Source organism: Microbulbifer sp. S227A (assembly GCF_049800935.1).
This window is the reverse complement of record NZ_JBNAFZ010000005.1, coordinates 86,702-112,677: the sequence shown is the minus strand read 5'-3', so window position 1 is coordinate 112,677 and position 25,976 is coordinate 86,702. Positions and strand designations below refer to the sequence as shown.

Annotated in this window: 23 protein-coding genes; 17 read left to right on the top strand and 6 right to left on the bottom strand. The window is 67.0% G+C overall.

Annotated elements, in window-relative coordinates; translation table 11 throughout:
* Positions 1-6: 6 nt before the first annotated feature.
* From ACP15R_RS13685 to ACP15R_RS13660, 6 genes are all read left to right on the top strand, one after another.
* Positions 7-1,176, top strand: coding sequence for a CaiB/BaiF CoA transferase family protein (locus tag ACP15R_RS13685; RefSeq protein ID WP_424986983.1), 1,170 nt, complete (start codon positions 7-9; stop codon positions 1,174-1,176).
* Positions 1,173-2,336, top strand: a complete 1,164-nt coding sequence (locus ACP15R_RS13680) for a CaiB/BaiF CoA transferase family protein (RefSeq protein ID WP_424986982.1) — start codon at positions 1,173-1,175, stop codon at positions 2,334-2,336. The genes ACP15R_RS13685 and ACP15R_RS13680 overlap by 4 nt, the downstream gene beginning before the upstream one ends.
* 105 nt (positions 2,337-2,441) lie before the next feature.
* Positions 2,442-3,395, top strand: a complete 954-nt coding sequence (locus tag ACP15R_RS13675) for a sugar ABC transporter substrate-binding protein (protein ID WP_424986981.1) — start codon at positions 2,442-2,444, stop codon at positions 3,393-3,395.
* Positions 3,396-3,443: 48 nt separating this feature from the next.
* Positions 3,444-4,385, top strand: a complete 942-nt coding sequence (locus tag ACP15R_RS13670) for an ABC transporter permease (protein ID WP_424986980.1) — start codon at positions 3,444-3,446, stop codon at positions 4,383-4,385.
* Positions 4,382-5,878, top strand: coding sequence for a sugar ABC transporter ATP-binding protein (locus ACP15R_RS13665; protein WP_424986979.1), 1,497 nt, complete (start codon positions 4,382-4,384; stop codon positions 5,876-5,878). The genes ACP15R_RS13670 and ACP15R_RS13665 overlap by 4 nt, the downstream gene beginning before the upstream one ends.
* Positions 5,878-6,864 carry an ABC transporter permease gene (locus ACP15R_RS13660; protein WP_424986978.1) on the top strand — a complete coding sequence of 329 codons (987 nt, stop codon included), beginning with the start codon at positions 5,878-5,880 and terminating at the stop codon, positions 6,862-6,864. Before ACP15R_RS13665 ends, ACP15R_RS13660 begins: the two co-directional genes overlap by 1 nt.
* A gap of 56 nt (positions 6,865-6,920) precedes the next feature.
* On the opposite strand, the gene ACP15R_RS13655 is transcribed toward ACP15R_RS13660, so the two are convergent.
* Genes ACP15R_RS13655 through ACP15R_RS13635 form a run of 5 tightly spaced genes read right to left on the bottom strand, consistent with a single transcriptional unit; the run spans position 6,921 to position 9,762 of the window.
* A complete protein-coding gene (locus tag ACP15R_RS13655; RefSeq protein WP_424986977.1) occupies positions 6,921-7,847 on the bottom strand; it encodes a TonB family protein in 927 nt (308 codons plus the stop codon).
* Positions 7,844-8,233: an ExbD/TolR family protein gene (locus tag ACP15R_RS13650; RefSeq protein WP_424986976.1), complete on the bottom strand. Its 390-nt coding sequence runs from the start codon at positions 8,231-8,233 to the stop codon at positions 7,844-7,846. The genes ACP15R_RS13655 and ACP15R_RS13650 overlap by 4 nt, the downstream gene beginning before the upstream one ends.
* On the bottom strand, positions 8,233-8,628 hold the full coding sequence (locus ACP15R_RS13645) for a biopolymer transporter ExbD (protein ID WP_424986975.1): 396 nt from the start codon (positions 8,626-8,628) through the stop codon (positions 8,233-8,235). Before ACP15R_RS13645 ends, ACP15R_RS13650 begins: the two co-directional genes overlap by 1 nt.
* Positions 8,618-9,310 carry a MotA/TolQ/ExbB proton channel family protein gene (locus ACP15R_RS13640; protein ID WP_424986974.1) on the bottom strand — a complete coding sequence of 231 codons (693 nt, stop codon included), beginning with the start codon at positions 9,308-9,310 and terminating at the stop codon, positions 8,618-8,620. Before ACP15R_RS13640 ends, ACP15R_RS13645 begins: the two co-directional genes overlap by 11 nt.
* A complete protein-coding gene (locus ACP15R_RS13635) occupies positions 9,307-9,762 on the bottom strand; it encodes a hypothetical protein (RefSeq protein ID WP_424986973.1) in 456 nt (151 codons plus the stop codon). The genes ACP15R_RS13640 and ACP15R_RS13635 overlap by 4 nt, the downstream gene beginning before the upstream one ends.
* A gap of 432 nt (positions 9,763-10,194) precedes the next feature.
* On the opposite strand from ACP15R_RS13635, the gene ACP15R_RS13630 reads away from it, so the two are divergent.
* From ACP15R_RS13630 to ACP15R_RS13595, 8 genes are all read left to right on the top strand, one after another.
* Entirely contained in the window at positions 10,195-12,111 is a 1,917-nt protein-coding gene (locus ACP15R_RS13630) for a TonB-dependent receptor (protein ID WP_424986972.1), read from the top strand.
* A gap of 105 nt (positions 12,112-12,216) precedes the next feature.
* Positions 12,217-13,320, top strand: a complete 1,104-nt coding sequence (locus tag ACP15R_RS13625) for an isochorismate synthase (RefSeq protein WP_424986971.1) — start codon at positions 12,217-12,219, stop codon at positions 13,318-13,320.
* Between the two features lie 15 nt (positions 13,321-13,335).
* Positions 13,336-13,998 carry an isochorismatase family protein gene (locus ACP15R_RS13620; RefSeq protein WP_424986970.1) on the top strand — a complete coding sequence of 221 codons (663 nt, stop codon included), beginning with the start codon at positions 13,336-13,338 and terminating at the stop codon, positions 13,996-13,998.
* Positions 13,995-14,762, top strand: coding sequence for an SDR family oxidoreductase (locus ACP15R_RS13615; RefSeq protein ID WP_424986969.1), 768 nt, complete (start codon positions 13,995-13,997; stop codon positions 14,760-14,762). Before ACP15R_RS13620 ends, ACP15R_RS13615 begins: the two co-directional genes overlap by 4 nt.
* Positions 14,763-14,834: 72 nt before the next feature.
* Positions 14,835-16,235 carry a YncE family protein gene (locus ACP15R_RS13610; protein WP_424986968.1) on the top strand — a complete coding sequence of 467 codons (1,401 nt, stop codon included), beginning with the start codon at positions 14,835-14,837 and terminating at the stop codon, positions 16,233-16,235.
* Positions 16,236-16,295: 60 nt separating this feature from the next.
* Entirely contained in the window at positions 16,296-17,924 is a 1,629-nt protein-coding gene (locus tag ACP15R_RS13605; protein WP_424986967.1) for a (2,3-dihydroxybenzoyl)adenylate synthase, read from the top strand.
* A complete protein-coding gene (locus tag ACP15R_RS13600; RefSeq protein ID WP_424986966.1) occupies positions 17,921-18,166 on the top strand; it encodes a phosphopantetheine-binding protein in 246 nt (81 codons plus the stop codon). The genes ACP15R_RS13605 and ACP15R_RS13600 overlap by 4 nt, the downstream gene beginning before the upstream one ends.
* The gene (locus ACP15R_RS13595; protein WP_424986965.1) at positions 18,163-22,038 is read left to right on the top strand and encodes an amino acid adenylation domain-containing protein; all 3,876 of its coding nucleotides are present in this window, start codon (positions 18,163-18,165) and stop codon (positions 22,036-22,038) included. The genes ACP15R_RS13600 and ACP15R_RS13595 overlap by 4 nt, the downstream gene beginning before the upstream one ends.
* A gap of 8 nt (positions 22,039-22,046) precedes the next feature.
* Here the strand turns inward: ACP15R_RS13595 and ACP15R_RS13590 are convergent, their stop codons facing one another.
* Positions 22,047-22,925, bottom strand: a complete 879-nt coding sequence (locus ACP15R_RS13590) for an alpha/beta hydrolase (RefSeq protein ID WP_424986964.1) — start codon at positions 22,923-22,925, stop codon at positions 22,047-22,049.
* 98 nt (positions 22,926-23,023) lie between these two features.
* Here ACP15R_RS13590 and ACP15R_RS13585 point away from each other — a divergent pair, with 98 nt between their 5' ends.
* The 3 genes from ACP15R_RS13585 to ACP15R_RS13575 are packed head-to-tail and all read left to right on the top strand — an operon-like array spanning position 23,024 to position 25,955.
* Entirely contained in the window at positions 23,024-24,139 is a 1,116-nt protein-coding gene (locus ACP15R_RS13585; protein ID WP_424986963.1) for an ABC transporter substrate-binding protein, read from the top strand.
* A complete protein-coding gene (locus ACP15R_RS13580) occupies positions 24,136-25,188 on the top strand; it encodes a FecCD family ABC transporter permease (RefSeq protein WP_424986962.1) in 1,053 nt (350 codons plus the stop codon). Before ACP15R_RS13585 ends, ACP15R_RS13580 begins: the two co-directional genes overlap by 4 nt.
* Positions 25,185-25,955, top strand: a complete 771-nt coding sequence (locus ACP15R_RS13575; RefSeq protein ID WP_424986961.1) for an ABC transporter ATP-binding protein — start codon at positions 25,185-25,187, stop codon at positions 25,953-25,955. Before ACP15R_RS13580 ends, ACP15R_RS13575 begins: the two co-directional genes overlap by 4 nt.
* The last annotated feature ends 21 nt before the right edge of the window (positions 25,956-25,976 follow it).

The window sequence follows — 25,976 nt, the reverse complement described above, 5'->3', positions numbered from 1 at the left end:
TTGACCATGCCCGACACCGCGACCGACCTGCCGCTTGCCGGCCTGCGCGTTCTGGATTTCGCGCAGTTTCTCGCCGGACCCGTGGCCGCGTTGCGGCTGTCGGACCTGGGGGCCGAGGTCATCAAGATCGAACGCCCCGATGGCGGCGATCTGTGCCGTGCCATGGTGGTCAACGACCAGCGGCTCGAAGATGACAGCCTGGTGTTTCACACCTTCAATCGCGGCAAGAAAAGCGTCGCCGCCAACCTCAAGGAGCCGGGCGACCTGGAAATGGTGCGCCGCCTGATCGGGACGGCGGATGTGATGATCCACAATTTCCGCCCCGGCGTGATGGAGCGGATCGGGCTGGGCTATGAACAGGTCCGCGCGCTGAACCCGGCGCTGGTCTACGGGGCGGTGTCGGGCTATGGCACCGATGGCCCCTGGGTGGGCAAACCGGGTCAGGACCTGCTGGTGCAATCGCTCTCGGGGATCGCCTGGCTGAATGGCAACGCGGCGGACGGGCCGGTGCCCACCGGCTTTGCGATGCTGGACGTGGCCACCGCCGGAAACCTCGTGCAGGGGATATTGGCCTGCCTGCTGCGCCGGGGCCGGACCGGGGCCGGGGGGCTGGTCGAGGTCGATCTGCTGACCACGGCGATTGACCTGACATTCGAACAATTCACCTGTTTTCTCAATGACAACCGGCAAACGCCGCGCCGCCATGACAGCGGCAATGCCAACCCCTATCAACCCGCGCCTTATGGGCTGTATCGCACGGCGGACGGGTTTCTGGCGCTGGCGATGACACCGCTGTTGCGGCTTGCCGAGCTGCTGGGGGATGCGCGCATCGCCGGGTTTTCGCAGCACGAGGCGTTTTCCCGGCTGAACGAGATCAAGGCGATCATCGGCGAAACCATCGCCGCGCACCCCACCGGCCATTGGCTGGACCGGCTCGAACCCGCGGGTGTCTGGTGTGCCCCGGTGCAGGACTGGGCCGGTTTTGTCGCCTCTGACGGGTTCAGGGCGGCGGACCTGGTCCAGACCATCGTGACACCTGCCGGGGCCACCGCCGAAACCACCCGTTGCCCGCTGCGCATTGACGGGCGCGCGCCGGGTGCAACGCGCGCCGCGCCGCGCCTTGGTGCCGACACCGCCCGGCTTCGGGCCACTCTTGCAACGCCGGCAGCCACGTGACCCTGCCGCTGGCGGGCATCGTGATCGCCGATTTCAGCCAGTTCCTCGCCGGCCCGTTCGCGGCCCTGCGGTTACAGGATCTCGGGGCACGGGTGATCAAGGTCGAGAACCCGCGCGGCGGCGACCTGTGCCGACGGCTCTACCTGACCGAGACCCTGCTGGATGACGGCGATTCAACCCTGTTTCACGCCATCAACCGCGGCAAGGAAAGCATCACCCTTGACCTCAAGACGCCCCGCGGGATCGCCGCCGCCCGGCAGCTTGCGGCGCGGGCCGACATCGTCATCCAGAACTTTCGCCCCGGTGTGATCGAACGGCTGGGGCTGGATCATGACACCATCCGCGCGCGCAATCCCGGTGTGGTCTATGGCTCGATCTCCGGCTATGGGCGCGACGGTCCGTGGCGCGACCTGCCCGGCCAGGACCTGCTGGCGCAGGCGCGCTCCGGGCTGATGTGGCTGAGCGGCAACCGCGCATCGGGGCCGGTGCCGGTCGGGCTGCCGCTCGCGGATATGCTCGCCGGGGCGACGCTGGCCCAGGGGTTGCTGGCCGCGCTCTTCAGGAAAGCCACGCAAGGCATTGGCGCATATGTGGAAACCAGCCTGCTGGAATGCCTCGCGGATGCCCAGTTCGAGTTTCTCACCACCTATCTGAACAGCAATCACGCGCCCCCGGAACGTGCCGCGCAGGGGTCGGCGCATGTCTATTTGGGCGCGCCTTACGGGGTCTATGACACCGCCGACGGACAGCTCGCCCTGGCCATGACCCCGCTCGACACGCTGGCCGAGTTGTTGCAGATGCCGGAGCTGGCGACCATCTCGGAACGGCCCGGCGCGGGCTTTGCCGCGCGCGAACGGATCAGGGCAATGATCGCCGAACGATTGCGCCATCACGACGCGCGCCATTGGGAACGGCATCTGGGAGCCAGGGGCGTCTGGTGCGCCCGGGTCCTGACCTGGGACGAGCTGATGCGGTCCGAGACCTTTCGCGCGCTGGACATGGTGGCGACCTATTCCGGCGAGGGCGGATCACCGGTGCATTTCCTCAGGCCGCCCTTGTCCATCGACCACCAGCGGCCGGAAATCCGCCCCTATGGCCCCCGGTTGAACGCGCAGGGCGACGCGATCGCCACGGAATTCGCCCTGGGCACAGCCGGGTGAGCGGGCAGGGCAGGCATGTGCGAAAGTTACTTGCACATATCAAAATTCCTTGCTTAACTGGAACCGGGTGCGATCCCGGCCCACATGCTTGGAGGAGAGCGAGAAATGAGGAAATTCCTGGGGGCCATCGCCACCGCTGCCATGATCTGGTCCGGCCCGGCGCTGGCCAGTGACATCACCATCGGCCTGTCGGTGGACCAGCTGTTCGAAAGCCGGGTGGCGGTGAATGACGGGATCAAGGCCGGGGCGGCGGATCGCGGCTATGACGTGATCGAAGTGGTCGCCGACGGCGACGCGCAACAACAGAACGCCCAGATCCAATCGCTGATCTCGCAAGGTGTCGATGCGATCCTGGTCTGCGCCGTGGATCAGAACACCATCGAGCGGGCGCTGGTCGCCGCCAAACGCGCCAATATCCCGGTTGTTGCCTATGACCGCGACCTGCCCGACAGCCGTGTCGTCATGGCCTTTGTCGGACCGGATTCGCTGATCGACGGGCGGCTGGCGGGGGAATACACCGCCAAGGCGCTGGCCGGGCGCGACGGTCCTGTGACCATTGTCGAATTGATCGGCGCGCTGAACGACCAGAACGGGATCGACCGTTCCAAGGGCTTTCGCGAGGGGCTGGCATCGCTGGGCGAGGTCAAGCTGATCGAGGTTCCCACCGACTGGGATTCCGCGCGCGCGCTGTCGGGCACCCAGAACGCGTTGCAGGCCAATCCCGAGGTGGCCGCGGTGTTTGCCGCCACCGACACCCACATCCCGGCGGTTGAAACCGTGCTCGCGGATCTGGGCAAGCTGGTTCCGGCGGGCGACGCGGACCATGTGGTCGTCACCGGCGTCAACGGGTCCAACGACGGCTACCAGGCGGTCCTGTCGGGCACCGCCGACGCCTTTGTGGTGATGGGAACCGAGGCCACGGGCCGCAAGGCGGTGGACCTGGTTGCCAGCATCCTCGCGGGTGATGAGGTCGAACGGACCAATTATGTGGGCGGCGCGCTGTATACCGCCGCCGATGCCGAGGCGAATGCCGACCGGATCTGGGGCGCGCCGAAATAGCCGGGGCCAAAGGCCGGGCCGACAAGATGAACCGCGATTGAGGCCCCCGTGTCGACACCTGTATCCCTGTTGAAAACCTATCCGGCACTGGCGATGATCGCGGTGCTGGGCGTCGGGTTCTCGGTGCTGTCGCCCTATTTCCTGACGGGCGGCAATATCGAGGCAATGCTGGGCGCCAACGCGGTGGTTCTGATCGCGGCGATCGGCATGACCATCGTGTTCCTTGCCGGGGGCATCGACCTGTCGATCTCGACCGTGATCAGCGCCAGCGCGGTGCTCTCGGGGCTGGCCATGGCCCAGACCGGCAGCGTCGCGATCGGGGGGCTTACCGCGCTGGCCTCGGGGCTGGTCTTTGGCGCGCTCAACGGGGTGCTGATCGGGTATTGCCGGCTGACCCCGTTCATCACCACCATGGCAACCCAGCTGATCGCCCGCGGTATCGCCTTTGTTCTCAGCCAGGGCATCGCGGTCAAGGGCACGCCCTATTGGATGCTGGATTTCGGCTTCATGCTCTGGCTGGGCATCCCGGCGGTCACGGTGATCGCGCTGATCATCGTGGTCCTTGGGGCGTTGGCCATGGGCCAGACCGACTGGGGCCGGCAGGTAATGCTGGTGGGTTCCAACCACGAGGCCGCGCGGTTTGCCGGCATCAACGTGCGCCTTGTCGATTTCAGCGTCTATCTCGTGGCGGGCGGGCTGGCGGGGGTGGCCGGGTTCATCTCGATCGCCAATCTCGGCAATGCCATCCCCGGTGTCGGCGACACGCTGCTGCTGATCATCATCGGGGCCGTCGTGCTGGGCGGGACGTCAATGACCGGCGGCAGCGGTTCCATCGAACGCACGCTGATGGGGGTGGCGATCCTGGCGATGATGACCAATGGGCTGAACCTCATGGGGATCCCGTTTTACGACCAGCTCATCGTGCAGGGGGTGCTGATCTTTCTGGGCACCTGGCTGGCGATGCGGATCGGCACGGGGCGCGAGCGGTGAGCGCGCCGCCAACACCCGTGGTGTCGGTGCGCGGGCTGGCCAAGTCCTTTGGCGGCAAGACCGTGGTAAGCGGCGTCACCTTTGACCTGATGCCGGGCGAGGTTCTGGCGCTGGTCGGCGAGAACGGCGCGGGCAAGTCGACCACCAAGAACATGCTGTGCGGATTGCTGACCCCCAGCGACGGCGAGATCCATGTCGACGGCCAGCCGGTCGAACGGGTGGATCGCAGGCGGCACGGCATTTCGGCGGTGCATCAGGAACTGTCGCTGTTCGGGTCGCTGACCGTGACCCAGAATATCTGCATCGCGGACCTGCCCGGCCATGCCGCGCGGGTCGACTGGGCGCGGGCAGAACAGCGGGCCCGTGAACAGATCGACTTCCTCGGTATCCGGATCGACCCGCAGGCGCTGGTTGAAACCCTGGGCGCGGGCAAGCAGCAGATCGTCGAGATCGCCAAGGCGCTGCTGCATGCGGGCAAGGTGCTGATCCTGGATGAACCGACCACCTCTTTGACCGCGGTTGAGCGTGACAAGCTCTTTGCGATCATCGACAAGCTGCGGGCGCGGGGGCTGGCCATCCTGTTCATTTCGCATTTCATGGACGAGATCTATCGGGTCTGCGACAGTTTCGTGGTGCTGCGCGATGGCCGGCAGGTGGCACAGGGCCGGCTGGCCGGGATGTCACAGCGCCGGCTCGAAGAGCTGATGGTCGGGCGTACGCTCGAAGACGCGCGGATCGAACCCGCGCCGCCGACCGACACGCCCGCGCTTGAACTGCGCAACCTGTCATCGCCCGATTTCCGCGACATCGATCTGACCGTTCACCGGGGCGAGATCCTGGGCATCTCCGGGCTGATGGGGGCCGGGCGCACCGAACTGGCGCAGGCGGTCTATGGCCTGCGCCCGGCCACCGGCGAGCTGCGCATCGATGGCCAGCCCGCGACCCGCAGCGTCGCCGCGATGAAGGCGCGCGGCCTGTGCTATGTCACCGAGGACCGGCGCGGCGACGGGCTGTTCCTGAACCGGCCCGTGCGCGAGAACCTGTCGGCCCTGTCGATTGCGCGCTTTGTGCGGCGGCACCTGCCGGGGCTGGGTTTTCGCGGCGAACGGGACGCGGCGCGCAGGCTGGCCGGTGAAATGAACGTGGCGCTGCCCGATATCGAAAACCCGGTGGACGACCTGTCGGGCGGCAATCAGCAAAAGGTTCTGCTCGGCCGCGCGCTGGCCACCGATCCCGAGATCCTGATCCTGGATGAACCGACCAAGGGCGTGGATATCGGTGCCAAGTTCGACATTCACGCCGCCATTGTCGATCTAGCCCGCCGGGGCAAGGCCATCGTGATCGTCTCCTCGGACTTGCCCGAATTGCTGCATGTCACCCATCGCATCGCGGTCATGCGCAAGGGGCGCATCGTTGGCGAATTCCGGCGGCCCGATTATGACAGCGTCAGGATCATCTCCCTGGCGGCCAGCTCGGCGGAAAGGCAAACCTGATGACACCCCCCCGGCTTCGGGCCCTGATGTCACGTCAGAAATGGATCGCCATCGCGCTGGCCACCATCGTGCTGGGCGGGGTGCTGTCGGCGGTGTCTCCGGCCTTTCTGACCCTGTCGAACCTGCAGGCGATCCTCGTACAGTCCAGCGTCACCGCGATCATGGCGGTGGGCATGACCTTTATCATCATGACCGCCGGGATCGACATTTCCGTCGGGGCGATCCTGTTCGTGACCTCGGCGCTGTTCGCGCAGCTGATGCTGGACACCCAGAGCTATGCCATTGCGTTCCTTGGGGCAATCGGTTGTGCGACGGTGCTGGGGGCGTTGAACGGCGTGCTGGCGGTGCGCTTTGCGATGTCGCCGCTGATCACCACGCTGGCGACGTTTTCGATCTATCGCGGCGCGGCGATCCACCTGACCGGCGCCCAGAACATCCCGGTGCCGCGTGAAATGGGGACGTTGGGCAATGGCCGGCTGCTGGGCATACCGATCCCGATCCTGATCCTGCTGGCGGTGCTGGTGATCGGGGTCTACCTGCTCAACCGCACACGGTTCGGGGTCTATGCCCGTGCCATCGGCAATTCCGCCCGTTCGGCGCGCGAAACCAACCTGCCGGTCGATCGCGTCACCATCGCTGTCTATGCGCTCAGCGGCCTTGTCACGGGCATCGCCGCGCTGATCCTGCTGGCACGGGTCGGCGGGCTGCAATCCGGCATCGGCATCGGTATCGAATTCACCGTCATCGCCGCGGTGATCCTGGGCGGAACCAAGCTGACCGGCGGTTCGGGCACGGTGATCGGCTCGTTCATCGGGGCGGTGTTCCTGGTGCTGATCGACAACGGGCTGAACCTGCTGAATGCCTCGCCCTATATCTATGACATCGTGCGGGGCAGCGTGCTGCTGGCGGCAGTGGCCATCGACCGCTATTCGGCGCTGCGACAATCGGCCTGGCTGCAAGCGCAGCGGGCCGCCCGGCTGGACTGAGCCCGGACCGAGCGCGGACTGAGCCCGGACTGAGCGACACCCATCCGGGCCGCCGATCACCCCTTGCTGACGATTTCGAGGTTAAAGCTCGTGCGGGCCCCGCTGGGCGGCGGCGGGAAGGGCGCGGCGCGCTGGATGTGGCGCAGGGCGATCTGGTCGATCTTGGCCGAGCCGGAACTCTTCTGGATGCGCAGCGACGTCACCCCGCCAGACGCGGTGATGCGGAATGCGACGGTTGCGGTGCCGCGCGCACCGGCCCGTTCCTGGCGGGTGCGCTGGATCTTGCGCATCACCTTGCCCGGATAGTTCGACACGGTGGCATTGCCCGCCGCCTTTGACTTGCCGCTGGTCTTTGCGCTTTGCGACGCCTTGGCATCGGCGCGGCCATCGGCCTGGCCCTTGCGCGCGGCGGGGGCGCTCGGGGCCTTGGCGGTGCGGGTCGGCTCCTTGCGCGGTTCGGCCTTTTTCGGGGGGTCCGGCCGGGTGGTCGTCTTGCGCGGCGGGCGCTGCTCGACCGGTTCGCTTGACGTGATGGTCTCGGGCGTGACCTTGACCGGCTCGGCGGTTTCAACCGGCTTGGCGGGGGTCGGCTCAACCGCCCTCAGCGCCGCGAGCCTTGTCGGGGGTACGGCTTCGGGGCTGGCCTGTGCAACCGGCAGCGCGGTGATCGGGGCCTGCACGGTTCCCACCGGCAGGGCGGCAATGTCATCGGACCGCGCCGGGGGCAGTTCCGGCACCGGCGCGTTCGCCACCTGATCCGGCGCAACCGGCGTCTTGGGGGTCAGCGGATCCGGGGTTTCAACCGGCTGCGTCACCGACTCGACCATATTTGCCAGGCTGTTGCCGAGCATCGCCACGGTCTGCGGCGCGCCGCCCTGGATCCGGGTGGGTTCCGGGCCCGCGGTCATGCCGAACCCGGCCAGATGCGCGCCGATCGACGCGGTCAGCGCCAGCCCGGCGGCATATTTCAGGTTAGGTGTCATTCCAGCCCCCGTTCCGTCACCACAAAGAGTTTCGCCGCTCCTGCCTCTTGCAGGGCGCGCCCGACCGTCAGCAACGTCTCGACCGGCAGGTCACGGTCCGGCACGATGCGGATTTCCGGGGCTTCCTGCTCCCCGGCGACCTCGGCGATGTAGGTCTCGGGCGAGACCTCCTGACCGCGATAGAGGCTACGCCCCTCGGCCGTGATCACCAGCGCATCCGGCGGCTCGCGCCCGTCCAGATCGCTGGTCGAGACCAGTTTCAGGTCGGGGTCCAGCGGCGGCGCGAGGCTGCCCGCGATCAGGAAAAAGATCAGCATCAGAAAGACGATATTGATCAGCGCAATGGTCGGCTCGGGCGGGCGTTTGGTGATGACACGACGCCGCATCAGCCCGCCCCCAGAACCCGAACCGATAATTGCGCCACCGGGCGCAACCGGGTCAACACGTCAACCAGCCCCTGTGACGACACCTCGCCCGCCGGGCTGATCAGCAGCAATTGTCCCGCGTCTGTGGCGGTCGCGGTTTTCCCGGACAGGGTCGCCGCGAGATCGTCGAGCAGCACCGGCTGACCGTTCAATGTCATGTCCTCGGGCGTTATCCGCAGAAAGAGCGGCGGCGTGCCGGGCACCGAAACGCCCGACGCCGCACTCAGCAGCTCGACCTCGGCAAATCGCGTAAAGGTCGAGCTTAGCATGAAAAACAGCAGCAACAGAAAGATGATGTCGATCAGCGACGTCATCGACATCCGGCGGCTGCGAAAGCTCTTGCCCCTAGTGCGCATGGGCCTGTCCGCCAACGGCAACCGGGCGCTGTGTCCGGGGCTCGTCGAATTCGCCGGGGCAGAGGATCATTTGCAGCGCCTTGTCGATAAAGGTGCGTTCACGCGCCACGCGGGATTCCAGAAAGGTCAGGATCAGCGACGTGGGCATCGCCACCGCCAGCCCCACCGCCGTGGTCATCAGCGCCACCCAGATACCGCCCGCCAGCAGCGACGGATCAACCGAAGATCCCGCGCCCTGCAATTTCTGGAACGCCTCGATCATCCCCAGCACGGTGCCGAACAGGCCCAGCAACGGCGCGATCTGCGCCACGCTGTCCAGCAGGCGAAAGGTGCTTTCCAGCCGGGCCAGCTGGGCTTCGGCGCGGGCGTTCAGCCGCTCGGCCAGCATCGCCCGGTCATTGTCGGTCGCCGAGGCGTTCATCGCCTCGACCAGCAGCGGACCCAGATGGTTAGGGCTGCGCTTGATCGCGCCGCGCGCGGCGGCTTCGGAGCCGGCATCCCAATGCACAAGCGCCTCGTTCAACGCTCCGCGCCGCCCGACACCCGCCGCGTGGAATTGCCAGAACTTGAAGATGATCACCGCAAAAGCCAGCACCGACAATCCGAGCAGGATACCCACAACCGGGCCGCCCAGATCGACAAAATTCTCAACTGCGCCAATGGCATGTTGGATCAAGCTCATCCCATCACCTCGATGTCCGTGCGGGTTTTGGTTTGCAGCGCTGCAGTGCAATCGGTGTTGGCGATGCCGTCGCCGCTGCATTTATGCACACCGTTGATCAGGACCTGGCCGATCGCTGCGCATTGCGCGCCCGGCACGTCAAATTGGCGCACCCGCGGGCGACCGGTGGGCAGCGCCTGGAAATCGAACAGGGTCAGCTTGAGCACCGCCCCATCGGTCGAGAACAGCACGGTTTCGAACACCGCCGTCTCCAGGTCGGCCCCCAGGCCATTATGGGCCACAAAGGTCAGCCGGCAGGCATTGTCCTGCTGGTCCGCGCTGTTGAGTTCGATGGCCAGCGCCGGGGCGGCGGCGGTGTCCTGGGCCAGCGATTGGCTGCCGGTCAGCGCCGCGAGCGCACAGGCCAGCGACACCGCCAGGTGACAGGCGGTCTTGCGAGGGAGAGGTTTCATTTGCCGGGGTGCTCCTGGTGTCTGCATCAAGGCCCGCATCCGCGCGCCGGGAATCGCCGCCGGCGGCTCGCCGCCAAGCCGGTGATCGCGCCGGTGGTCACAAGAGGGGGCAGCCAAAGGGCCGCGCCGAATCGTAGGGGTATTCACAAGTTCGTCCCTTATATGCGCGACGCATCGATTGGCTGGCTGTGGAGCGGGCTTGTGCGTTGATTTTTTCACCCCGCCTGGCGGGATGGGGGCCTCGTAGTAAATCAGACTAAGTTTGTCAACTATTCCGCAACGCCTTATGGCGGTTGGGAATATTTGTGGGTTGCCAATTCCGACTAAACTACTTAGGAACCCGCCGAAGACGAACCCCGGTTCCGTTCAGCCATGCAGATCCCCGATATTTGCTAGCCAAATCCATACATCTATCAATTGGAGAATTCTGGCATGGCTAGAGTATCTATTTGGTTGGCATCCACCACGATTCTGGCCGTCAGCCCGCTTTATGCACAAGAAACCAACCCCGTAGACCTTGGCGCTCTCGTTCTGGATCAGGGCGTCGAAACCGACGAGGAAGTCGCCGAAACCATCACCGCGGATGACATCGCGGATACCGGTGCCAACACCGCGTCGACCCTGTTCCAGTCGGTCACCAACGTTCAGACCAGCGGCACCAGCGTTTCGGGAACCCGGATTTTCATCAACGGCCTGGAAACCAACTCGGCCAGCGTCACGGTCGACGGCGCGCCGGTGGGCAGCCAGGTCTGGCACCATGGCGGGCCGGGCGGCATCAACCCGCGCCTGTTTGAACAGGTCGATGTCTATGCCGGCATCACCCCGGCCGATATCGGCCCCTTTGCCACAGCGGGCGCGCTGGTCTTTACCACCATCGACGCGGCGGACATGCTTGACGCGGATGACGATTTCGGCGGCTTTGCCGGGATCCGCTATGAAAGCAATGGCGATGTCATGACCTATGAGGGCTCGGTTTACGGCCGCGCCGAAAACTTCGACTATCTGCTGTACCTGAGCACCGCCGACGGCAACAATTGGGAAGACGGCGACGGCAATACCGTTCCCTTTACCGGCACCGGGGTGAACTCCGCTCTGGCCAAGCTGGGTTATGACATGGGCGAGGGCCGGCGGCTGGCGTTTTCGACCACCTATTACGAAGACAAGGCCGACCGGAACATCCGCAGCGACATCAATTTCGGTTTCGGCGGCGGGCTGAACGCCATTCCGAACAAGAACACCACCAATACCTATACGCTGGAATACACCGATGATCTGGTCGAAGGGTTCTTCAACCCTGAATTCCGCCTGACCCATACCCAGGAAGACCAGTTCCAGGAACGCCGCGCCGATCCCGCGACCGCCACCCTCAGCAATGTTGACGTGACCACCAAGAACACCACGCTCAAGGTGCAGAACAAGGTAGCCATTGCCGGCGGCGAAGTGCGTTTCGGTTTCGATTACCTCGACGCGTCCAGCTATAACAACGGGAACCAGGTCGGCGAAAAGATGAAGAACACCGGCCTCTTCGTACAGGCCAATGCCGACATCACCGACCGGCTGCGGGTGGCGGGTGGTTTGCGCTATGACTGGACCGAATTCACCGGGCAGGCGGATTCCGGCTTTTCCCGCAAGGATGACGGCTATAGCGCCAACCTCTATGCCGAGTATGACGCGAACCACTGGCTGACCCTGGATGCGGGTGTGTCGCATGTGTTCGGCGGTTACGACTTTGGTGAAACCGCGACGCTGACCAACGCGGCGGCCTATACCGATGGCGACGCGGAAACCTCGGACAATTACCGGGTTGGTTTCAACATGGCGCTGCCCAACGGATTCTATGGTGGCGTTCACGCCTTCCGCACCAAGATCGAGGATGCCGGCAACACCCGGGCCCGTGAACTGGCCGGTGAGACCCTGGAAACCAAGGGCTGGGACGCGGATATCGGCTATCGCTTCCAGCGCGGGGTTGTCTCGCTGAGCTATACCGACGCCGATGTGCGCGAGAATGGCGATCTGCTGGCGGGCTATGCCGATTACTCGGGTGCGCCGGTGGGTCAGATCCTGGTGCTGCGCGGCAGCTATGATTTTGACAACGGGCTGGTCGTCGGCGGCTTTGTCGAGGCGGCGCTGGACTATGACATCGCGGACCAGACCCTTCCGGCCTATCAGGTGGTCAACCTGTTCGCGTCCTACACACCGCCGGGCAACGAGGCGCTCAATATCCGGCTTGGTGTCGATAACCTGTTCAACGAACAGTATTTCTCGCGCCAGTCGCGGGATGCGGATGATGACTTCCTGTTTGCCGAGCCGGGACGTTCGGTCAGCCTGTCGCTGAACTATACGTTCTGATCCCCATCGGATCGCAACCCCGGCGGGCGCGCCAATACGCCCGCCCGCCGGCCCACGCAAACCACGCCAAGCCATTTGGCCAATGGATTTTCCAAGGTGCCCCAAATGCTAGCCCAAGACCGTATTTCGCGCCCCCCCGAGATCGACGCCGCCCTGCGGGATCGGCCGCTGCTGCTGGGCGAGGCGTTTGGCGAGATTGCCGGCGTCACGTCCGGACCGCTGGCAAGCCTGACACGTCAACCGATCTCCGGACGCCAGTTCGGAGCTTTTCCGTTTGATCGCGACCAGCCCGGCTATCTCTGTGCCACCACGCCGGCGGCCCGGCCCGCCCTCCCGTTGGCGCAGGGTACCCGGGACATCGGCCTGCAACGACTGCCTGCCCGCGCACAATATGGGCGCGAGGTGGCCCGCGTTGCGGCGCTGGTCTCGGATCCGGGCAACCCGCTGCACAAGGTGGTGCTGGCGCGGTCGCTGATTTTCGAAACCGATACGCCGATCGACCCGATGCAGGTTGCGCTGCTGCTCTCGGACGATCCGAACGTGCTGTGTTATTGCCTGCCGCTCGCCGGTGGCATGGGTGACACGCGGTGGTTGGTGGGGGCCACGCCCGAGCGGCTGCTGAAAAAACGGGGGGGCGATGTGCTGTCCACGCCGCTGGCCGGATCGGCGCGCCGCCTGCCCGACAGCGGTGCCGATGCGGAGGCGGGGGCGGCGCTGCTGCGCTCGGACAAGGACAAGATCGAACACCGGATCGTCGTTGAGTACATTCACGACATTCTCGCGCCCCATTGCCGGAACCTGGACACGCCGGCGCGCCCCGAACTGATGCGGACCCGGTCGATGTGGCATCTGGGCACCCGGATTTCCGGGGTGCTGCGCGATGCCGACACGCCCTGTCTGGGGCTGCTGCACGCGCTGCATCCGACCCCGGCCGTCGCCGGTGCGCCGCTGGAACCGGCGCTGGCCGAAATCCGGCGGGCCGAGCCGTTTGACCGGGATTTCTATGCCGGGACAATCGGGTGGGTGGATGATCGCAACAATGGCGACTGGCACGTGACGCTGCGCTGCGCAATCATCGAAGGGCGGCGGGCACAATTGTTCGCCGGGGCCGGGATCGTTGACGATTCGGTGCCCCAACAGGAAATCGCCGAGACCGCGGCCAAGTTTCTCGCCATGCGGCAGGCGCTTGGCATTTCCGGCATCATGTAAGCGCGAGGACAGTTCATGGCCCTTCCCAAGATCACCGATTACCCGCTGCCACGGCCCGCCGACCTGCCCAGGGCACGGGCGCCCTTTGTGCTGTCCACCGGGCGCGCCGCGCTCTTGATCCATGACATGCAGCGCTATTTCTGTGCCGCCTATGGCGAGGATGCGCTGCGGCGCGACGGGTCGCTGCTGCGGGCGGTGGCGTTGAACATCGCCGCGATCGCCTCGCGCGCCCGCGCCGCCGGGATGCCGGTGTTCTATACCGCGCAAAAGGGCAACCAGCTGGCGGCGGATCGCGGGCTGCAAAAAGACCTCTGGGGGCCGGGGATGCGCGCCATCCCCGAACACGAAGAGATCATCGACATGCTCGGCCCCGAAGAGGGCGACATCCAGCTGGTCAAACATCGCTACAGCGCGTTTCAGCGGTCCAACCTGCACCACCTGATGCGCGCCCGGGGCCGCGACCAGCTGCTGGTGACGGGCATCTACGCCCATATCGGCTGTCTCGCGACCGCCACCGACGCGTTCCAGCGCGACATCGAACCATTTCTGGTTGCCGACGCGGTGGCGGATTTCTCCGAGGCCAGGCACCGCATGGCGCTGGACTGGGTGGCGGATTGTTCCGGCGCTGTTCTGGGCACCGCGGATGTGATCGCCGCGTTTCAGGGGGGACCGACATGAAGCTGACCGGGTTTGACGGGCGCGGGGCCTTTGTCACCGGCGCGGCGGGGGGCATTGGTCGCGCGATCGCCGAGGCGCTGGCCGGGGCCGGCGCACGGGTCTTTGCCACCGATCTGCCCGATGCCCTGGCGGCGGAGGGCGATGCATCCGGCATCATCTGGCGGGCGCTGGACGTGACCGATGCCGACGCGGTGGCCGCCACCGTGGCCGAGGCGGAAAAGACCGTCGGGCCGCTGCATCACGGTGTCGTGGCCTCGGGCATCCTGGCCGGCGGCGCGATCCTGGACACCAGCCCTGACCAATGGCGGCGGGTGATCGATGTGAACCTGACCGGGGCGTTTCATGTCACCGCCGCGCTGGCGCGGGCGATGATGCCCCGGCGGCAGGGGGCGATTGTTGCCGTCGGGTCGAATTCGGCGGATGTTCCGCGGCTTGGCATGGGGGCCTATCCCGCCAGCAAGGCCGCGCTGCACATGCATATGCGCTGTCTCGGGCTGGAATTGGCACCCCATGGCATCCGCTGCAATATCGTGGCGCCCGGCTCGACCCTGACACCGATGCAGACCGGCATGTGGGCCGATGCCCACGGGGCGCAATCGGTCATCGCCGGCAGCCTTGAAACCTACAAGACCGGCATTCCGCTGGGCAAGCTCGCGACGCCCGGCGACATTGCCGCCAGCGCGATGTTCCTGCTGTCCACAGAGGCCGGGCACGTGACGATGGCCGATCTCTATGTCGATGGCGGCGCTACGTTGAAAGCATGAACAGCCATGGCGAACCCGTGCCACAGCCAGAAACACACCGGGATGCAGATCCCGCATCAAAGGACACGACAGATGAGTAACAGCACAGCGTCCGCGACCCGGCGGATCTTGCGGGGATTGGCGGTCTCGGCCTTCCTGATGGCCACCAGCAGCATGTCCATCGCCGACCCCTTTACCGCCGTGGGCGGTTTTGACGGCGGTATCCGCGTCTTTGGCCCCGACCAGACCGCGGTTGTGCCGGGGGGCGAGGCGATGCTGATGGGGCGCGGGTTCCAGCCGAACCAGCCGGTCTTTCTGCGCCAGAACGGCGAGGCATTGAATGGCGGCGAACCGTTCATGGCCGATGACAAAGGCAGCCTGCGCGCCAGCCTGGCGATCCCGGACACCGCCAATCCGGGCATGTATCCGGTGGTTGCCGAACTGGGCGGCGACGCGCCCTATGCGACGACCTTTGACCTGACCGTCTCGGCGGTGCTCGCCGAGACCGGTCTTGATGCCTATGACGTCACCTCGGCGGCGACGCTCAAGCGGCCCTACCAGGTGGTCTATGGCAATGGCGCGCTCTATATCGCCGCTTCCGAAGGCCGCCCGCCGATCACCGAAACCTACGTGGCCAAGATCGACCCCGAGACGCTCGAGGTGATCGCCAAGGCCCAGCCCGGCCCCGCGCCGGAACGCGACGGGCGCGACATGGGGCATTTTGCCGTGCACGGCATCGGTATCGACGAAGAGGCCGGGCAGATCTGGGTGTCCAACACCCACCAGGACACGGTTGCGGTCTATGACGCCAACGACCTGAGCCTGATCAAGCAATTCGATGCCGGCCTGGTCAGCCACCCGCGCGACGTGGTGGCGCATGGGGGCAAGGTCTATGTGACCGCGACCTTCACGCCCAAGGTGCATGTGTTCGACAGCCAAACGCTGCAAGAGCTGCCGACGATCGAGCCGGGCTCGGCGCGGCGCGGCGAGACCTTTGGCGCGGCGGGGCTGTCGCTGGCCGCCGGGGCGGGCAAGCTGTTTGTCGCCAGCCTCGGGTCGGATGAAGTCGCGGTGATCGACCTTGCCACCGGCACGCAATCGGGCGGTTTCCCGGTTCCGGGATCAAAGAACACCATCGGCATCGCGGTGAATGATGACGGCACCCGCGCCTATGCGGTTGGCCAGAACAATGACATCGTCTCGGTGATCGACGTGCAGAGCGGCGAAGTGCTGCGGCAGGTGAATGTCGGGGCGAAACCGCTGAACGCGGTGGTCGAACCCCAAAGTGGCAATGTCTTTGTCACCGTGCGCAGCGCCGATCACGTGGTCGTGCTGTCGCCCGAGGGCGAAATCCTTGCCAACCTGCCGACCGGCTCTCTGCCCAACCACCTGACGCGCGATGACATGGGCAACGTCTTTGTCGTGCACATGGCGCGGCGCGGGGCGGATGCATCGCTGGGCAACAAGATCACCCGCATCTCGGCCGCCGAGTAACCCCGGCCCGGCTGCCCGCTCCGCCACGGGCGGGCAGCCCGCCACCAAGATCAGACCGCTATGACCACACCGACACAGACCTGGCCGCAAGATTTCGTCACCCGCTATCGCGAGCGCGGATACTGGCGCGCCGAGACCTTTCCCCGGCTGCTGCGCGAGCGGGCCGAGGCACATCCCGACCGCATCGCCATCGTCGCGGGCGACACCCGCTGGAGCTATGCTGCGTTCAACGACCGCGCCCGCCGCTTCGGGGCGGGGCTGCTGACTCTGGGTCTGGCGCCCGGCGACCGGGTGCTGGTGCAGATCGGCAATGTGCCCGAGTTCTTTACGGCGGTCTTCGGTCTGTTTGCCGCCGGGCTGATCCCGGTCTACGCTCTGCCCGCGCATCGCCGCCGCGAGGTGTCGCATCTCGCCACCAGGTCCGGGGCGCGCGCGATCATCACGCAACCCAGCATCGAACGGTTCGATCACGCCGCCATGGCGCTGGCGATCCAGGCCGGGCAGGCGGGGCTGGACCATGTCATCGTCACCCATGACGCGCCTGACGGGGCGCTGGCGATGCAGGATATCGCGGGCGATCCGGCGACGCTGCCCGATGATCCCGATCCGCAATCGGTGGCCTTTCTGCAGATTTCGGGGGGCAGCACCGGCTTGCCCAAACTCATCCCGCGCACCCATGACGATTACATCTATTCCCTGCGCGAAAGTGCCGCGATCTGCGGGCTGACCCAAGACAGCGTGTTCATGGCGGCGCTGCCGCTGGCGCATAATTTCACCATGTCCTCGCCGGGCTGCTTTGGCGCGTTCCATGCCGGCGCGCGCGTGGTCCTGTGCCCGGTGCCGCTGCCCGAGGTCGCCTTTCGCCTGATCCGCGACGAGGGCGTGACCATCACCGGCCTTGTGCCGCCGCTGGCGCTGCTGTGGCTCAAGGCCGCCGAAAAGGCCCGGCCCGATATTCCCAGCCTGCAAACCCTGCAAGTGGGCGGGGCCAAGTTCCTGCCGGAAAGCGCCCGCCGGGTTGCCCCTCTTCTGGGGTGCCGGTTGCAGCAGGTCTTTGGCATGGCCGAGGGGCTTGTGAACTATACCCGCGCCGACGATCCCGACGAGATCGTGGTCGAAACCCAGGGCCGCCCGATCAGCCCGGATGACGAGATCCTGATCCTGGACGACGCCGGCCAGCCGGTGCCCGATGGCCAGCCCGGCAACCTGTTGACGCGCGGGCCCTACACGATCCGGGGCTATTACCACGACCCCGCCGCCAATGCCCGCAGCTTTACGCCTGACGGGTTCTATCGCACCGGTGACATCGTTCTGCGCCTGCCATCCGGGCACCTGGTGGTGCAGGGGCGCGCGAATGACCAGATCAACCGCTCGGGCGAAAAGATCTCGGCCGAAGAGATCGAGGACCTGATCCTGCGCCATCCGGAGGTGTTCGACGTGGTGGTGGTGTCGATCCCCGACGCGCATCTGGGCGAGCGGGCCTGCGCCTTTGTCCAGCCCACGGATGCCGCGCCCACCGCCGCCGGAATCCGCAAATTCATGCGCGGGCTGGATATCGCCGCCTTCAAGATCCCCGACGAGATCCGCTTTGTCGCGACCTTTGAAACAACCGCTGTCGGCAAGATCAGCCGCCGCCACCTGCGCGACACCCTGCGCGACAGCGTCCTCATGGAGGAACAGAGCCAATGACCGATCAGACCACGCGCCTCACGCCCGATCAGATGCGCCGGGACATTGCCGGAGCGCTCGACATCCCGGTGGCAGAGATCGCAGATGACGCGCATCTGGGCGATCTGGGGCTGGACTCCATCGGCTTCATGCGGCTGCTGATGCAATGGGAAGAGACCCAGCCCGAGCTCGACACCGCGCGGCTATACGAGGCCGAGACCCTCGCCGAGTTCTGGGCAATCATCCGGGGCGGGCAGGGGTGACAGACGACCTTCATCACCCACGTCCGCTCTGCGAGGCGCAGGCAGGTATCTGGTTCGCCCAACAGCGCGACCGCGCCAATCCGATGCTGATGACCGGCCAGGCTCTGCATGTTCGCGGGCCTCTGGAGGCCGACCTGCTGGCGCGGGCGGTCGAACAGCTGGGGCGCGAGGCCGACTGTCTGTCGATGCGATTGCGAGAGGGGCCACAGGGGCCGGAGCACTGGATCGCGCCAGAGGGCGCGCCCCGGCTGGTGATCCGGGACCGCACCGGCATCCCGGCCCGCGAGGTTCAGGATCAGGTTCTGGCCGAAGCCCGCGGCGCGCCGCCCGATCCCGGCACCGGACCGATTGCCGGGTTTACCCTGTGGCGGCTGGCCCCGGACCATCACATCCTGAGCGAACGCATCCACCATGTCGCCGCCGACGGGCAGGCGATGGTGAGCATGACCCAACGGCTCGCGGCGCTCTATAACGCGCAATGCGCGGGGACCGAACCCGGGCCGCCGCTGACCTCGTATCGCAACGCGCTTGACGAGGATGCGCGCTTTGCCGATGCCCCCGCCCGCGCGCGGCAACAGGGCTATTGGCACAATGCGCTTGCCGACCTGCCCGATGTCGAGAGCATGAGCCGGGGCCCGGCAGGGGGCGCGGGGCGATGGTTCCACCGCGCCGAGCAGCGCCTGCCCGACGATGTCGGCGCGGCGCTTGTGCAACTGGCCGCGGCGGCGGGGTGCAACTGGACCGATGTTCTGACCGCCCTGACCGGGGCTTATGTGGCGCGGCACCTGCCGGGCGTGGCCTCGGGCGGCGCGCGCGACGTGGTTCTGGGCATTCCCCTGCAAAACCGCATGGGCCGGATTGCCCGCACGCCGTCGACCCAGGTCAACGTGCTGCCGCTGCACCTGACGCTACGGGAACAGGCCCCGCTGGCCGATTGGCTGGCGGCCGCCGGGGCGCGCCTTGCGGCAATGCGCCGTCATGGTCGCTATCGCGGCGAAGCCTTGCAACGCGAACTGGGCCGGATCGGGGCGGGGCGCAGGCTGTGGGGGCCGCTGGTGAACATCCTGCCCTTTGATGCCTGCCCGCGATTTCACGGCTGTGACACAACGCTGCAAATCCTGAGCGCCGGGTCGGTCGATGACATCACCCTGTGTTTTCGCGGCGATCCCGAATCCGGATTGCTGGCGCAGGTCGACAGCAACGATGCGCTGTACGACGCGGCGGAAACCGAGGCCCATTGCGCCCGGCTGGTGCGGTTTCTGGCCAATGCCTGCGCTGCCCGCTGTCTGGCCGATGTGCCGACCCTGACGCCCGCGGAAACCCGCCGCCATGTGGTGGATCGCAACGCCACCGCCCACCCGGTTGCCGAAACCACCCTTACGGCGTTGATCGAGGCACAGATGGCGGCCACGCCGGATACGGATGCGGTGACATTCGACGCGCAGACCCTGAGCTATCGCGCGCTCGACCGGCAATCGGCGGCGCTGGCGCGGCGGCTTGCGGGGCGCGGGATCGGGCCGGGGGATATCGTTGCCGTGGCCCTGCCGCGCAGCCTCGGGCTGATCGTGGCGCTGGTCGGCATCCTGCGCTCGGGCGCGGCGTTTCTGCCGCTCGACCCCGAGGATCAGAGCGCGCGCCGCGCCGACATGATCGCCCGCGCGGCCCCGGCCGTCATCCTGGCAGAGCCCGGTCTTGCCGCCGCCGGCGCGGTTGTGATGCGCGTACATGCCGACGGCCCCGAGGCCACGCCCCGGCCATGCGGCGCGCGGGATGCGGCCTATGTTCTCTTTACTTCGGGTTCGACCGGCAAGCCCAAGGGCGTCGTCATCGAACATGACGCGATCGTCAACCGGTTGCTGTGGATGCGCGATCACTATGGGTTCGGCCCGCAGGACCGTATCCTGCAAAAGACCCCGGCGACATTCGATGTCTCGGTCTGGGAATTCTTTCTGCCCCTGCTGTCGGGGGCCACGCTGGTTGTCGCGCCCCCCGAGGCCCATCGCGACCCGGTGGCGCTGGCGGGGCTGATCCGCGCCCATGCCATCACGGCGATGCATTTCGTGCCCTCGATGCTGGAGCTGTTCCTAGCCTCGCCCGCCTCTGCCGGGCTGGCCATCCCACGGGTATTTGCCAGCGGCGAAGCCTTGCCCCGGCGGCTGGCTGAGCTGTTTCACCAACGCATCCGGGGCGCATTGCACAATCTCTATGGCCCGACCGAGGCGGCGGTGGATGTCACGTTCCGCGCCGCGCGGCCCGAGGGGCAGGGCGGCGGCAGCATCCCGATCGGGCGGCCGGTCTGGAACACCGGCTGCTACCTGCTGGACGGGGGCGGGCGGCCGGTGCCCGACGGTGTGCCGGGGCGGCTCTTTATCGCGGGGCGGCAACTGGCGCGCGGCTATCTTGGCCAACCCGACCTGACCCGCGAACGCTTTCTGCCCGATCCCTTCACCCCCGGCGGGCGAATGTATGACACCGGCGATCTGGCGGTCTCTGATGAGTCCGGGGCATTGACCTTTGTTGGCCGCGTCGATCACCAGGTCAAGATCCGCGGCGTACGCGTCGAGCCGGCAGAGGTGGAACAGGCCATGCGCGACAGCGGGCTTGCCGAACAGGTCGCGGTGACGCTGCAAGGCGACGCGGCGGGGGGGGCGCGGTTGCTCGCCTATGCGGTGGCCCGCCACGGGGCGCAGGCCAGCGACATCCGGCAGGCGCTGATGACACGGCTGCCGCAGGCGATGGTGCCCGCGCATATCGTGATGCTGGACGCGCTGCCCCTGACCCCAAGCGGCAAGCTGGACCGCAAGGCATTGCCGCAACCGGATGCGCTGTTGGCCGCCACCGGGCGCGCGCCGCAGTCCGATATGGAGCGGCTGGTGGCACGCTGTTATGCCGAGGTTCTGGAGCTTGCCGCGCCGCCGCCGGTTGAAACCGATTTCTTTCTGGCGGGCGGCGATTCCCTGCGCGCGGTACGCCTGTGCCTGTTGCTGGAAGAGGCCTTGGGCCAGAACCCCGGTTTCGGCGCGGTGCTCGAACGTCCGGTGCTGGCGGATATCGCTCGCCACCTGGAACAGGCCGCCGCGCGCAATGACGGGCTTGGCCCGATCCTGCACCTGTCCGCCGCGCCGAACAACACGCCGCCGATCTTTGCGGTGCATCCGGCGGGCGGGCTGGCCTGGTGCTATCGCAGCCTTGCCGCCGCCCTGCCGGATCGCGGGGTGATCGGGCTGCAATCGCCGCTGCTGGACCCGGAGGCGTCGCGCCCCGAGAGCCTGGCGGCCCTGGCCCGCGCCTATGTGGATCGCGCCGAGACGCTTGCGCCCGAGGGGCCGCTGGTGTTCCTGGGCTGGTCGCTGGGCGGGATCATCGCACAGGCGATGGGGGCCGAGGCCGAGCGGCGCGGGCGGCGTGTCGACCGCGTTGTGCTGCTCGATGCCTACCCGTCCGACTGCTGGCGGAACGAACCGGAACCGGACGAGGGCCAGGCCCTGCGCGCCTTGCTGGCGATTGCCGGCTATGATCCGGATGCCCACAGGGATCTCGACACGCCCGCCGCGATCATGGGGTTTCTTCGCGCCGAGGGTCAGGCGCTGGCGCAGCTGCCCGACGCGGTACAGGGCGGGGTCATCCGGTCGGTGCGGGCCACCAATGACCTGGTGCGCCGACATCGCGAAACACCGATGCGCGCGCCGCTGTTCCATGTCGCGGCGATGCGCGATCAGGCGGGCAGCACCCGCAGCGCGGCACTGTGGAAACCCTATGCCGGGCAGGTGCAGGCGATGGAGCTGGATTGCCACCATCCCGACCTGATCGCGGCCCCGGTCATTCGCCGCTATGTCACGTTGTTGTCACAGCCGATCGCCGAGCCGGCATGAGACCCCGCTCAGACCGCTGCAAAGCGCAGCACCGGGCCAAGCGAGGTCGGCAGGCTGGCGATATGCCGGGCGCCGTCATAGATCTGATGCGACATCCCGATCCCCTCGCATCGACGCAACCGCGCCAGCAGCGCATGGAACGCCGCCGGCGCGTCGGTGGGCTCGGGCCCATCGCTGCCGGTGCGTTTCTCGCGGTTGCCGCTGGCCAGATAGAGCCGCAGCGGACCCTGCGGCGGGGCCTGATCGAGCATTCGCCACAGCTCATCCCCGCCCAGCCACAGCGACGGGCTGATCGACGCATAGCGCGCAAAACTGTCCGGCTGCCCCAGCATCAGCCTGAGCACGAACAACCCGGCCAGCGAATGCCCCCAGATGCCGCGCCGGTTGCCGTCGATGGGCAATCCGGCCTCGGCACGCTGGCGCAGCGTGTTGAGCAGCAGCGCAATGAACGCGGGCGCACCGCCCCCCGGCGGTGTTCCGCCCCGGCTCCCGGTGCCCTGGCCGGGAAACCCCAGGTCGCGAGCACGGCCGATGCGGTCAAACTGCTGATCGGTGGCATGGCCGATACCGATCACCACCAGCCCCGGCACCGTGGCCAGCAGCGCCGCGCTCAGGAAATCAAAGGCGGCGTTGCCGTCCAGCATGTAAAGCACCGGCCACCCGCCCTCTGGCACCCCGCCAAGCGGAACCGCGCGGAACAGCCGATAGGGCGCATCGCCCGGCCCGGCTGCGGGATGCGGGATGTCGCTTGCGTCGATCACCTCGACCCGATGGGTCGGGCCGGGATCGCGCAGGATCCTGTGTTCGCTGTTGCGCCCCGCATGGGGCGGCAGATCCAGCTTGACCGCCGGGATGACCGGCGGCAGGTCGGCAATCCGGGGTCGCAAGGGGTCCGGCATCCTGTGTCACACCGTTTCAATTGGCCAATGGGGCATTGCAAACCCATAGCGCCGTCAGACTCTTCTCGCAATATCAAGGGGCTGCAATGTTAGGCTGTTTAACTGTTCACCCTGTTCTGCGGTCCGCGATCCTGTGCGCCGCGCTGTTGATCGCGCCGGTTGCGGCGGGGGCCGACATCCCGGTGACCGACATCACCGGGCGCGAGGTCACACTTGCGGCACCGGCCACCCGGATCGTGTTGGGCGACGCGCGGCACGTTGTCGTGCTTGGCATGATCGACGACAACCCGGTGAGCCGCATTGTCGGCTGGCGGCAGGACAAGGCGCTGGACCCGGCGCGCATGGCGGCGCTGCGCGCGAAATTCCCGGCCATCGATGACATTGCGCCGGTCGGAGCGGGCAATCGCCGCCTCTCGGTCGAAAGCACGATTGCCCTTGCCCCGGACCTGGTGGTTCTGTCGCTGATCGACGCGCGCGACCCCAGGAGCGAACAGGCGCTATTGCAGCTTGAGGCCGCGGGCATCCCCGTGATTTTTGTCGACTTCTTCAGCCACCCCCTTGAAAACACAACCAAAAGCATCTCGATCCTGTCCCGGGTGATCGGCGGTGGCGACAAGGCAGAGGCGCTTGTCGATTACTACGAGACCCATCTGGCGACGATCCGCGACAGGCTGGAACAGGCCGATCCGCCGCGACCGGACGTGTTCGTACAGGTTCACGCCACGCCGGATCAATGCTGTGCCACGGTGGGTGGCGGCGTGTTCCACGATTTTGTCACCGCCGCCGGGGGCCACAACCTGGGGGCCGATGCGGTGCCGGGGATCATGGGCAATGTGGGGCTTGAGAACCTGATCGCGATGGACCCGGATTTCTTTCTGGCTTCGGGCGGCGCGCATCTGCGGGCACGCGACGGGCTGGTGCTGGGGGCCGGGATCGACCGGGCCGAGGCCCGGGACAGTTTCGCCGCGCTGCTTGCGGCACCGGGGCTGCGCGATCTGCGCGCCACCGAGACGGGCAACGCCATGGGCTTCTGGCACCTGTTCAACGATTCGCCGATGCATATCGCCCTGATCGAACATCTGGCCCGCCGCTTTCACCCGACGCTGTTCGCCGATCTCGACCCCGCCGCGACCCTGCGCGAGATGCAGGAGCGGTTTGCCCCGGTTTCGGTGGCCGGCACCTGGTGGATCGACGCCCCGTGAGCGCGCCGGCCCGCATCTATTTCGCCGCCCATCGGCACCGCAACCTGCGACGCGGGGCGCTGGTGCTGGGGCTGGGAGTCCTGGCGCTGTGCGGCGTGCTGGCGGATATTGTCGTCGGTCCCTCGGGCCTGCCGCTGGCCGAGGTGCTGCGGGTGCTGAGCGGCACCGGCGAGCCATCACGCGGGGCCGAGGTCATCGTGTGGAGCGTGCGACTGCCGGTTGCGGTGCTGGCCCTGCTGGTGGGGGCGGCGCTGTCGCTTGCGGGGACCGAGATGCAGACGGTTCTGGAAAACCCGCTGGCCGAGCCGTTCACGCTGGGGGTGTCCTCGGCCGCCGCCTTGGGGGCGGGCATCGCCATCATCCTCGGCTGGAGCCTCCCGGGCCTGCCCGCCGCCTGGGCGGTGACGGCAAATGCCTTTGTCTTTGCGCTGCTGTCGCTGGCCATCCTCCAGGGAGCCGCCGGGTCGCGGGCGGGCGGGCCGACCGTGGTGATCCTGTTCGGGATCGCGCTGAATTTCACCGCCGGGTCGCTCTTGGCGCTGGTCCAGTTCGTCGCCTCGGCGGACGCGTTGCAGCAGCTGGTATTCTGGACCATGGGCAGCCTGTCGGGCGCGCGCTGGCCGGGCATCCTGCTGGTGGCGCTGACGCTCGCCCTTGTGCTGCCCTTCTCGGTGCGGGCGTCGTGGAAGCTGACCGCGCTGCGGTTCGGGGCGGAACAGGCACAGGGGTTCGGGGTGGATGTGGCCCGGCTGCGCAAATGGGCGCTGATCCGGGTCAGCCTCCTGGCGGCGGCGGCGGTGTCGATTGCCGGGGTGATCGGCTTTGTCGGCCTCGCCGCGCCGCATATCGCCAGATTCGCCGTGGGCGAGGATCACCGCTTCCTGCTGCCCGCCTCGGTGCTGACCGGCGCGGTGATGATGTCCTTTGCCTCGATCGCGTCCAAGATGCTGGTGCCGGGCATCCTGCTGCCCATCGGGATCGTCACGTCGCTGGTCGGATTGCCGGTGTTCTTCCTGTTGATCCTGCGCCGCGGGAGCCTTGGCCAATGACACTTGAATTGCGCGATATCGTGCTGTCGCGACGGGACAAGACGATCCTGCGCGGGGTCACTGCCGCGCCGTTTCAGCGCGGTGAATTCATCGCCCTCGCGGGGCCGAACGGGGCGGGGAAATCGACCTTGCTCCGGGCGATTTCGCAATCCTTGCCCTATCGCGGCCACGCGGTTCTGGATGGCGACGATCTCGCGCGGCTTGGCCCGCTACAGCGGTCGGACCGGGTGGGATACATGCCACAGAACCTGCCGAGCCACACCGACCTGACCGTGCTCGAAGGGCTGCTGGTGGCGCTGCATGCGGGCGGGCGCTCGGGCCTGGGGACAGCCGAGAAAATGGCCCGGATCGAGGCGCTTTTGGACCGTTTTTCAATTGGTTATCTGGCCGAACGCCCCCTCTCCAGCCTGTCGGGAGGACAGCGCCAGACCGTGGGGCTCGCGCAGTCTCTGGTGCGGGATCCCGGGCTGCTGCTGCTTGACGAACCGACCGCGGCGCTGGACCTTGCGATGCAGTTCCGCATCCTGTCCGAATTGCGGGTCCTGGCCCGCGAGGGGCGGATCGTGGTCGCGGTTCTGCATGACCTGAGCCAGGCCGCCCGCTGGGCCGACCGGATCGTGTTGTTGCAGGACGGGCGCATCCACAGCCAGGGCCAGCCCGACGCGGTTCTGACCCCCGACATCCTCGCGCAGGTTTACCGGATTTGCGCGCGCGTGGAACGCGACAGCATGGGCAACCTGATCACCGTCGTGACGGGCCCCGCATGATTGGCCCCGCATGATTGGCCC